This is a genomic window from Clostridium sp. CAG:221 (assembly GCA_000435835.1).
Classification (GTDB): Bacteria; Bacillota; Clostridia; order Clostridiales; family Clostridiaceae; genus Clostridium.
In genome coordinates this window covers 26,763-37,625 of record FR883417.1, presented here as the reverse complement: position 1 = coordinate 37,625, position 10,863 = coordinate 26,763, and the positions used below count along the sequence as shown (strand labels likewise).

General features: G+C 27.9%; 13 protein-coding genes and 1 pseudogene. 1 reads left to right on the top strand and 13 read right to left on the bottom strand.

What is annotated here, in order from left to right:
- From Q5O44_RS11615 to Q5O44_RS11600, 3 genes and pseudogenes are all read right to left on the bottom strand, one after another.
- Window positions 1-234: pseudogene (locus Q5O44_RS11615) on the bottom strand (hypothetical protein); the annotation flags it as partial.
- 519 nt (window positions 235-753) lie between these two features.
- Window positions 754-954, bottom strand: coding sequence for a helix-turn-helix transcriptional regulator (locus Q5O44_RS11605; protein ID WP_022168593.1), 201 nt, complete (start codon window positions 952-954; stop codon window positions 754-756).
- A complete protein-coding gene (locus Q5O44_RS11600) occupies window positions 954-1,415 on the bottom strand; it encodes a DUF3796 domain-containing protein (RefSeq protein ID WP_022168592.1) in 462 nt (153 codons plus the stop codon). The genes Q5O44_RS11605 and Q5O44_RS11600 overlap by 1 nt, the downstream gene beginning before the upstream one ends.
- Window positions 1,416-1,650: 235 nt before the next feature.
- Here Q5O44_RS11600 and Q5O44_RS11595 point away from each other — a divergent pair, with 235 nt between their 5' ends.
- Window positions 1,651-2,037: a desulfoferrodoxin family protein gene (locus Q5O44_RS11595; RefSeq protein WP_022168591.1), complete on the top strand. Its 387-nt coding sequence runs from the start codon at window positions 1,651-1,653 to the stop codon at window positions 2,035-2,037.
- A gap of 64 nt (window positions 2,038-2,101) precedes the next feature.
- On the opposite strand, the gene Q5O44_RS11590 is transcribed toward Q5O44_RS11595, so the two are convergent.
- The 10 genes from Q5O44_RS11590 to Q5O44_RS11545 all read right to left on the bottom strand — a co-directional run bounded on the left by Q5O44_RS11590 (window position 2,102) and on the right by Q5O44_RS11545 (window position 10,772).
- Window positions 2,102-2,872 (bottom strand): hypothetical protein, encoded by a 771-nt coding sequence (locus tag Q5O44_RS11590; RefSeq protein WP_022168590.1) that lies wholly within the window; start codon window positions 2,870-2,872, stop codon window positions 2,102-2,104.
- Window positions 2,873-3,124: 252 nt separating this feature from the next.
- Window positions 3,125-4,684 carry an AAA family ATPase gene (locus tag Q5O44_RS11585; protein ID WP_022168589.1) on the bottom strand — a complete coding sequence of 520 codons (1,560 nt, stop codon included), beginning with the start codon at window positions 4,682-4,684 and terminating at the stop codon, window positions 3,125-3,127.
- A gap of 1,131 nt (window positions 4,685-5,815) precedes the next feature.
- Entirely contained in the window at window positions 5,816-5,974 is a 159-nt protein-coding gene (locus tag Q5O44_RS11580; protein WP_302637915.1) for a hypothetical protein, read from the bottom strand.
- A 175-nt stretch (window positions 5,975-6,149) separates the two neighbouring features.
- Window positions 6,150-6,893 (bottom strand): ABC transporter permease, encoded by a 744-nt coding sequence (locus Q5O44_RS11575; protein ID WP_022168587.1) that lies wholly within the window; start codon window positions 6,891-6,893, stop codon window positions 6,150-6,152.
- Between the two features lies 1 nt (window position 6,894).
- Complete coding sequence (locus Q5O44_RS11570; protein ID WP_022168586.1) at window positions 6,895-7,614, bottom strand: ABC transporter ATP-binding protein; 720 nt, start codon at window positions 7,612-7,614, stop codon at window positions 6,895-6,897.
- 56 nt (window positions 7,615-7,670) lie between these two features.
- Window positions 7,671-8,150, bottom strand: a complete 480-nt coding sequence (locus Q5O44_RS11565; protein WP_302637920.1) for a MerR family transcriptional regulator — start codon at window positions 8,148-8,150, stop codon at window positions 7,671-7,673.
- Window positions 8,151-8,532: 382 nt separating this feature from the next.
- Window positions 8,533-9,066 (bottom strand): glutathione peroxidase, encoded by a 534-nt coding sequence (locus tag Q5O44_RS11560; RefSeq protein ID WP_022168584.1) that lies wholly within the window; start codon window positions 9,064-9,066, stop codon window positions 8,533-8,535.
- Window positions 9,067-9,081: 15 nt separating this feature from the next.
- Window positions 9,082-9,393: a thioredoxin gene (gene trxA / locus Q5O44_RS11555; protein ID WP_022168583.1), complete on the bottom strand. Its 312-nt coding sequence runs from the start codon at window positions 9,391-9,393 to the stop codon at window positions 9,082-9,084.
- A gap of 3 nt (window positions 9,394-9,396) precedes the next feature.
- Window positions 9,397-10,275 carry an NAD(P)/FAD-dependent oxidoreductase gene (locus Q5O44_RS11550; protein ID WP_022168582.1) on the bottom strand — a complete coding sequence of 293 codons (879 nt, stop codon included), beginning with the start codon at window positions 10,273-10,275 and terminating at the stop codon, window positions 9,397-9,399.
- A gap of 20 nt (window positions 10,276-10,295) precedes the next feature.
- Window positions 10,296-10,772: a glutathione peroxidase gene (locus Q5O44_RS11545; RefSeq protein ID WP_022168581.1), complete on the bottom strand. Its 477-nt coding sequence runs from the start codon at window positions 10,770-10,772 to the stop codon at window positions 10,296-10,298.
- Window positions 10,773-10,863 lie beyond the last annotated feature (91 nt).

Below are 10,863 nucleotides of genomic sequence, written 5' to 3'. Positions count from 1 at the left end.
ATTAGCAACTCTGTACATTATTATCTTAGCATTTATATGTACTGCATCCGGCATGGCTGCTATATAGTAAGGTGGCAGTTCTGTAATCTCTGTCTGAACCTCCTTTTCGTACTCATAACTTTTTTCAAAGTCATTGATAAACTTTTCCTTTACCAAGATTGCTCTTGTCTTGTTCTCCTCGCTGGCTAATTCCACCAACTCGTCCATGAACTGAATTAACTCTCGTTTTGTCATTGCCAACCTCCTTTTTCGGGCAAAAAAAGTAGGACTTATTAGCAATGCCGGATAAACCGTTTTTAAGAGCTAATTCAGTCCTACATGAATTTTAATATTAAATTTCACCTCGCATTCTAATAAAAGCCATAACTCGACCATATCAGTAATCGAACATTATCTGACTTTTTGAAATGTAGGTCTTTGATTGTAAACAGCGCTGTCCTAACCTTAACCTAATGGCATAAAAAAATAGGACTAAATCAGTGCAAACCCTTGATTTTGTTGGGTTTCTCTTAATTTAGTCCTATTATAACAGGTCCATGGCGAGATACAAATATTTTTTCTGCCAACGCATCCTGTGAAAGCTTCATTGCTATTCTATATTTTTTTATTTGTTTTCCAATCTCCATACAATGTCCTCCTGCATTTTTAGTCTATAATATTAAGGAAAAATTTACTATAAAATATCTTTGATATTGGCTATTTTTCTTATGTCAAAAGTATTTGACACTCTCAAAAAACTTATTTTAAAGTTAATTATTTAAAAATAAATAATTCTTCAATAGGTGTATTAACAGCTTTAGAAATATCTATAGCTAATTTTAATGATGGATTATACTTGCCAGCTTCAAGCCTCATTATTGTTTCTCTTCTTACACCAACCATTTCTGCCAGTTGTTCTTGTGTCAAACCTTTTAATAAACGATATTTCTTTAAGATACAAATAAATTCAGCCATTAGTATTCCTCATTCTCAAATTTGTATAATAAATATTGTTGTAAAAATCCAGATAACCCAAATGCCAATCCAATTGTAGCTATTAAAAAACTTAATAACGCTTGAATTTCCTTAACTCTTGCTAATACTATTATTGCTACTAAGATAATGGCATTCAATGCAATCTTATTTGAAATTACTTCAGCTCTATATGCATTTATTTTAAAACGTTCATCTATTAAAGTATTAGACATTTTTCCTTCATAGTAAAAGCCAAAAAAACTAAAGAATGCAAAAAAGAAAAATGGAAATGGAGCTACTATGCCTTCAAGTAAAAAACCTATGAACCCTAGAAATCCAAGGAAACCAAAGAGTCCCATCTTAGGATTTATTGTTCTACTTTGTAATGGTTCATTCTTAAAAGATGTATTTACTAAAATCCCATTTTTAAATAATCTTATTAATATGTTTATAATTTTCATTTTATCCTCCTATACCAAAAGTGATATATCTATCACTTTATGATACAAATATATCACTTAAAAATTTTATTTTCAATACATCATCTTATAATTTTAGTAAAATAATGTATTAATTACCAAATAAATTATTTTTAAGTGTAAAATAACTAAAGTATTTATATATTCTTAATGCATATATAAATAAGTTTTTTAATTAAAACACATACTAATAGAAATTGGTTATGGAGGTTTTATAATGTTAAAAAATAAAATTTTAATCAGTGATGATAATCAAGACATAGTAGAAGTGCTAGCAACTAATGGCTGTGAAATATCTTGTGACAATAAGCCTATGAAAGAATTAGTGGCTAATTCTACAAATGCTGCACAAGAAAAACACGTTCCTCAAGTTCATGTTAATGGCAATATGGTAAAAGTAGATGTAGGAAGTGTCAAACACCCTATGGAAGAAGCTCATAGCATAGTTTGGGTCCATATAGTTACAAATCAAGGTACTCAACGTAAATATTTAAAACCAAATACTGATCCTGTTATCGAATTTGCTTTATGTCCTGATGAACAGTTAGAAGAAGTTTATGCTTACTGTAATCTTCATGGACTATGGATGACTAAAGCTCAATAAAATTATATTTAATTAGTAAAAAAGCAGATGAAGAAATTTCTTCATCTGCTATATCTATAGTTTTCTATTTTAAAAATAACTTGTCCTTTATTTTTAAATTTTTAACTAAAGCTAATAATGCCATTGATCCTACTACTAACATCCCCATTACAGATCTATCTCCTGTGTTAGGATTTGTACTTGGTTTTGTAACAGTTTCAGTTGGTTTATTTATATTTTCACCTGGTTTGTTTGTGTCTTCGCTTGGCTTATTTACATCTTCACCTGGTTTGTTTGTATTTCCACCTGTAATACTTCCATCTGGGTTTATAATACTTCCATCTTGGTTTGCAACGCTTCCATTGGGACTTACAACACTTCCACTTCCTGGAGTTACATCATCCCCATTTGGTAATACTACCATACTTCCTTCTGGTACATTAACAGTTCCATCTGGATTTACCGTTGGTACACCACCATTGCCATTTAGTGTAATAACAGTTCCAGCTGGAACTACTATTGACTGATCATTACCTGTATCCCAAACAATATTTCCGTCTGGTAGCTCTACACGTCCTCCAGTTGGTACTGTTACATTTCCAAATTGATCAACATGTGGAGCTTGTCCATTTGCTCCTGGTCTAACAAATACATCATCTGCAGTTCCTAATTGACCATCTTGTCCAGCAATTCTAGCTGATCCATCTGTTTCTATAGATACTTGACTATGTACTATAGTACTCTTTTCTTGAATTAATAAAGTTTCATCATTAACATCTGCAAAAGATGTTGTTAATCCTATATTACTTATTGTTATTGCACCTGTTAATACTAAAACACTTGTCTTTTTTTTCATGTTTTCCTCAATTTTTCTACAATATTCGACTTATCTTTTTAAATTTTAGCAATAAATTATAATTTTTTCAATATTAATTTTATAACTATTTCTCTTACTTTTTTATATTATATGTAAATATAAATTATATTAAAAATTAAATTTTATTATTATAAATCTATAAATATGTAAAAAAGAAGTAATAGCTACAGGCATTTCCCCCTAACTATTACTTCTCTATTCACATAATTTTTCATTTACATTTATCATTTTCTAATCTATTTCCTCTATAAGACAATGATGTTCTTTCTCTTTGGAATCATAACAAATAGCCACAGCTAATATTTTTTTACCCATATTTTCTCTTTTAAACTTTTCAACATATTCTTTACTTCTTATTTGTTTTAATGCAATCTCTGGTTTTTCGTCTTTTTTTAGTTCCACAATAAAAGCCGTATCATTTTTCCTTCTTGGATGAAAAGTAAAATCTGCATACCCTTTTCCAGTCTTTTCTTCTCTTTCTACTCTATAATTATCTCTAGCTGAAAGATATGCTAGTGTAAGTACACAAGAAAGGCTATTTTCATCATTATATTGCAAAATTGGAATTTCAGAATTATGAATATCATGAAGTATTTCTTCTATTATCTTCACATCTTTATTAACAGTTGCTTTTAGCATACTTTTTGAATTTTCTATTATCTTAGAAACATATCCAAAAGATTCATCTTCTAATGCTTTCTCGAACTCTAACATAAGCTCCTTATTAGGTATCTTTAAATATCCATCATAATAAGATAAAAACCCTAACACTATCATAGCTGAATAAATTTCTTTTTTAGTTTTAGGTGTCCCTTGCCCTGCTCTAAACTCTTCTTTTATGATTACATCTATTTCTTCACCTGCAACCATTTCAATAACTTCATCTCTAATTTCTAAAATATTATATTTCAAATATTCACTTACTTCATCCATTGCTCCTGTATTAGTCCAATAGCTTTCACAATAATTATTTTGTAGTGCTTTAACAACTGATCTTGGATTATAAACTCTTATTCCAGTAGCAGTAAAATATCCATTATACCAACTCTCTAGATCTTTAAAGTTCATCTTACCATTTCTATTACAAAGCTCTATAACTTCCTCTTCTACAAAACCAAAATACTCTCCAAATTTTCTATCTTTTAAAAATGTATACTCATCAAACATATTTAGTGCACTACCACTAGAATATTTTTTAATAGGTAACACCCCTGTCATATAGCAAAGAGCTACATATGGTTGATCTTTTAAAAGATTTCTTAAGAACTCTAAAAAATCATTTTGATTTTCTTCAAATAAATTATTATTAAAAATATAATCCCATTCATCAAAGATAAAAACAAATTTTTCTTTTGTATCATAAAGCATATCGCTTATTGTAAAATACTTTTCTGGTTTTATATAAGGATACATTTCTACGATATCATTTACCAAGGTAGTTTTTATCATTTTAATGTAATCATCATATGTATTTCCTCTATCTGATATGCTATTGAATGATATATTTATCACATTATATTTATTTAAATTTTCTTCATAACTTTTGCATACATTTATCTTTAATTTATCAAAAATTGCTTTAGATTCTACAGCCTTAGAATAGTATGCTCCCAGCATATCTGCAATACTTGATTTACCAAATCTCCTTGGTCTTGTAATACATATATACTTGCTCTTAGTAGATATTTTTTCATTCAGCATTTTAATTATCATTGATTTATCTACAAAATATTCTTCATTAACAAGTTCTTTATAGTTTTCAAATTGTTTATTTGTATTTAAATATCTCAAGAATTAACCATCACTTCCTTAATTATATTTTCCACTATTTAATTACAACAATTATAACATAAGCCAATAATACTTTTAATATTATTGGCTCAATTTTAGCTTTATAATCCCTTGTTAGAATATTTTAACTTAGCATAGATAAAACTATATTATACATAAATTTTGATATATGTAGAAGGTATATTATTGAAAGCTATTGTATATGAAGGAATTAAAAATGTAAATGTTCGCGATGTAGCTGATCCCACAATAAAAAAGCTAATGTAGGACCTATAAAAGTTCCTGAAGAATTATCTGATGAGCAAGTTCTTTTTCTCACTGATGTTCTACCAACATCTTATTGGGGTGTAGATAATGCAGATTATTATAACCCATAAACTTTCATTATCTGAAGGTAAGTATGCTTATGATATATTTCATAGTAAATTAGATAACTGTATCAAGGTAATATTAAAACCATAATTATAAAACTGCACTTAAGGTTATATATTTTCAATATCAACCATAAGTGCAGCCTTATATTTACTTCATATTTATCTATAGTTTTTTATGCCCCAACCAATCTCTACAGATATTTTCTAAGATACTCTACAGATTCTCTTAACCCATCAACTGTCTTAGTTTCTAAAACACATGTGCAATTATTCTTTATTGCAAAATTTATTTTAGGCATATCTTCTGTAAATGTATATCCTAGTTCATTTCCTTCGCTAAAAAAGAAACTAAGTATCCTTAGCTCTATTTGTTTGCAGTAAAAATTCTTTCCAAAAGTTATTAACTATTATTTCTTTTTCACTCATATTTTCTCCCTCATTTATAAAATTATATAGTAACATATTATAGTACATATAAATGGATCAATTGTAGCATATATTCCCTTGTAATTATCTTTAGTATGAATTTTAATTTATATTCCATTTAATGTAATTGTATCATATTTTTTTAAATCTTAAATATATAAAAAGAAGCAATAACTAAAGATATTTCTCTCTACCTATTACTTCTCTATTCACTAATTTTACATCTTTAATTCATCTAAACTCTTTGAGTTTATTCCTCAATTCATCATTCATCACTCATAATTCATCATTAACTAAGTTCCTCAATTTTTAATTTTTCATTTTACATTTTTCATTTATCTGATGAATAAATTTCTCCTATTCGCTCTGTATTAAACAATACTATATTAACCCAATGCTTTGTATAATCAAACATTTTAACATTTTCAGCAAACTCTGATAAAATGGCTGGACCATAAAAACTAGATACTCCTGCTCTTAAACACATCATATGTGCCACTGTTGTATCTGAATATCCATTTTATCTCCTCTTTTAAGAGCAGGTGGCTTTATTAAATTTAACATATTTTAGCCCCCTCTTTATAACTATTATACTATAAATTAACACTTACTATGATGTAGTATTTATTCTAATAAATTTAATAACAGCTACAAATGTATCATTTTTATTCCCATTTAAAGCACTTAATTGCAACTGCTGAACAAATAGCAGTTATTATCAACATAATAACTATTGGTATTATAATATTCTCAACAGATTGTCCTAAAATTGCTGATTTTAGTATTTTTATTCCTTGTGTAAGTGGAAATACATCTACTATGTTTTTCATTATATTTGGCATAACCTCATATGGTATTGTTGCCCCTGAAAATATAAGCATAGGAAAATATAACACACTTGCTATAACTCCTGCAATTTTTGAATCTTTTGATATACCACCAACCATAATTCCAATACTAAACATTGAAATCATAACAAGTAGCCATCCTAAAATGAAGTTAAAAATATTTCCTTGCATATTAAATTTAAAGAAAAGTTTAGCTACTAAAAATAATGAACTCATAGATACTAAAGAGTATAGAGCATATATAGTAACTTCTACTAGTAATATAACTATTGGATCAACAGGTGTTACTTTAAATCGCTTTAAAATATGCTTACTTCTATAATCTGAAACTACTAAAGGTAAGCCCATAACTCCTCCAGCACAAATTGCAATAGATGTTATTGCTCCAAATGATTGCTCTAAAAATGTATAATTTGCCCCTTCAAAAGCAGGCTTATTTCCATAAATAACTCCTATTACTACAAGTACAACTATAGGCATACATATAGCAAATATGACCATGTCCATTCCTCTTAATGACAACTTCAACTCTGTTTTTAACATTGTATTAAATGACTTCATATTACATTACCTCCTTATCAGTGTACCAAAGATATGCATCTTCTAATTTTTCATAAGGGCTTGCTTTAATAGCCTCTTTAACTGTTCCCTGAAATACTACCTTTTCTTTTTTTAGAATACAAATAATATCACATAATTCTTCTACCTCATCCATAAAATGTGAAGTTAACATAATTGTTAAACCTTTTTCCTTTAGGTCTTTTAATATTTGCCATACATCTCTTCTCGCTCTTGCATCAAGTCCAGTTGTAAGCTCATCTAAAAATACTACTTCTGGATTAGGAATAAGTGCAAGTATAATAAACAATCTTTGCTTTTCTCCTCCTGACAGCGCCTTTACTAAAGTTTTACTTTTTTCTTCAATTCCGAACCTTTGTAATAATTCCTTATAATTAGCTGGATTTTTATAAAGTGATGCTGTCATTTCACAAAGCTCTTCAACTCTTATATTTTCTTGATAATTAGCTTCTTGAAACTGAACTCCAACTCTTTCAAATACCTCTTTACGATTAGATATTGGATTTAATCCTAGTATTGAAACTCCCCCCTTATATATCTTTTTAGTTCCAAGTATACATTCAATACTTGTACTCTTACCTGCTCCATTAGCTCCAAGTAACCCAAATACAGTTCCTTTTTTTACTGCAAAGCTTAAATTCTCTACCGCTACACAACTTTTATAGCTTTTTGATAATTTTTCTACCTTAATTACATACTCCATTTTTATATCCTCCTTTTTTTGATGTAAAAATAATAACACCAAACAAAAGTCTGGTGTTAAAGTGGAGGGTTTGAATATTTTCTTTTCATTTCATATAACATTTCTAATATCTCCTCAGCATTTTGAATAGCTAAATTCAAAGAAATTATAAGCTTATCACATACTGAAATAATATCTTCATTTTCATTAGGTGAATTTAATACCTCGTTAATATCAGCTTCATTATGCTCTGATAATTTATTAAGCATTCTAAGTATAGCAGAAAGAGAGTAATTACCACATTTAAGAGAACGAATAACCTTTAAGCGTTGGATATCTTCATAGGTATAAATCCTATATCCATTTTGCAGAACTTCAACCTCAAAAGCTTTACGTGCTAACTTAAGTTGATATATATGCAAATCTGTAAATACACGATACCCATTGTCTTTTCTAATAGGTTTTGATATTAACCCTAAATCCTCATACATACGTACAGTATTTGAATGTATTCCTATCAACTTAGCTACTTCACTTGTTTTATAAGTTTTATCTATCGACCTCACTCCCTTTATAATCATTTTGATTTTATTTCATCTTTATTATTATCATAATATATAATTCCATTTTTTATATCATACATCAATATAAATTTTTATAAAAAATAAATGTAAAAATTATTTATTATATAAACTTACAGACAAATTATAATTTGAAATATTACTTATAATACGGTATTTTCAATAATAAAAATAGCCTTAGGCAAGTTATATCAATGCCTAAAGCTATAAACCTCACTTATTTATGGTACGGTTCTCCGTAACTACTCTAAATTCACTTATTTATGGTACGGTTCTCCGTAACTACTCTAAATGAGGTTTTGCCACTTTATTCTTTTATCTATTATATATAATTATGCTATAATTCCCACGCTACAGTTTATTTTAATAGATCATTTATTATTGAAGCTAATTTCTCAGGTTCATATGTTGGGGCAAATCTCGAAATAATCTTACCATTTTTATCCACTAAAAATTTAGTAAAATTCCATTTTATATCTTCTCCATCAGTTTTAAACCCTAGATCTTCAAGCTTTCCGTATAATAACTTTGATTCTTCATCTTCTTCTGCTTGTGGTGCTTCTGATTTTAAAAACTTATATAAGTCTGAAGCATTTTCTCCATTTACTTCAATTTTAGCAAAAGTTTCAAAAGTTGTTCCATATGTTAATTTGCAAAAACTTGATAACTCAGCATCACTTCCTGGTGCTTGTTGGAAAAATTGATTACATGGAAAATCTAATATTTCAAAACCTTTATCTTTATATTCATCATAAATCTTTTGTAACCCTTCATATTGTGGTGTAAATCCACATCCACTTGCTGTATTTACTATTAAAAGAACCTTTCCTTTATATTTTTCTAAAAGTATTTCTTCTCCATTTGTCTTTTTTACTTTAAAATCATATATCATAATTTTTTCTCCTTCTTATAAATGTTTCTCAATATTTTCTTTAATCACCTGTTTAGGTGAAAATCCTATTAATCTTTGAACTTCTTGACCTTTTTTTAATAATACTAATGCAGGAATATTAGATATATTATATTGTTCTGCAATATCCATACTGTTATCAACGTTAACCTTTATTATGTTAATTTTATCTTCAAATTCAGCTTGTAACTCATCCAATATTAGTGAAATCATTTTGCAAGGTCCACACCATTCTGCAAAAAAATCCACTAAAACCATATCTTTTTCAATTTCACTTTTAAATTCATTACTATTAACTACTTTCATCATAAATTATACCTCTTTATTTTTTCTTTTTATTTGTTCTATGTAAGACACAGCTGATAATGCTGCTATATTTCCTTCTCCTGCTGCCTTAATATATTGATATGGAGTACCAACTATATCTCCTGCAGCATAACAACCTTTAATATTTGTTTTCATTGTTCTATCAACTTCTACATGATTGTTTTCAATTTTTAAACCTGGAACTAATTGTCCTGGTGATATACTATCTCTTAAAATAAATACCCCATCTGTTTCAATTTCACTATTTTTAAGAATAAGTTTTTTAACTGAACTATCTCCTACTATTTCCACTGGAATATCCTTTATTATTTCAATAGATGAATCAACTTCTATTTCTTGCTTATACATTGGCACATAATATACTTTTGATGCTATTGTTCCTATAAAATTTGCTTCAGCTTCTTCATGCTTATTATAAGCAATTATTGTTACGACTTTATCTTTATATAAAGGAGCATCACATGTTGCACAATATCCTACCCCTTTACCTAAAAACTCTTCTTCCCCCTTAAATGGCTTACCAAAATTAACTCCTGTAGCTAATATTATTGAAGTAGCTTCATACATTTTGTCATTTACCATTAAAGTAAAATAATCTCCCATAGCATAAATGCTATTCACTTTTTCTTCTGTTATTTCAATATCCATTGCTTTTAAATGATTAGCAAATTCATCTCTTATTTCTACTCCACTTTTTCCATAAAAACCTAAATAATTATTTATCTTATGAGCCTTTACAAGTTTTGTACTTATTTCATTACTTCCAAAAATAATAAATCTTTTATTTCTTATCTTTGCATTTAATGCTGCTGATATTCCAGCTGGTCCACTTCCTATTATTGCAATATCATATCTTTCATTCATTTTATCATTACCACCTATAATTATTTTAATAATTTTTTAATATCCTCTTCAATTTTTAATGGCTTTACTGTAGGTGCATATCTTTTAACTACATTTCCTTCTGAATCAATAAGAAATTTTGTAAAATTCCATTTAATTTCTTTACTCAATAAACCTTTTTTCTCATTTTTTAAGAACTTATATAATGGATGTGCATTTTCTCCATTTACCTCGATCTTTTGGAACATATTAAATGTAACTCCATAATTTAAAGAGCAGAACTCTTGTATTTCTTCATTGCTTCCTTTATCTTGATTTGCAAACTGATTGCAAGGAAACCCTAAAATTTCTAGACCTTCTTCTTTATATTTCTTATTTAATTCTTCTAATTCAGTAAATTGTGGTGTTAATCCACATTTACTTGCTGTATTAACTATTAATACAACTTTACCTTTAAATTCTTCCATCTTAACTTCTTGCCCGTTCATTTTTTTTGCTGAAAAATCATAAAATTTCATACTTTATCTCCTTTTAATTTTATAAAATTTAATTTTATTCAATTAATTATCTTAAATTTATAGAATTTGCTACATATACATTTAATTAAAA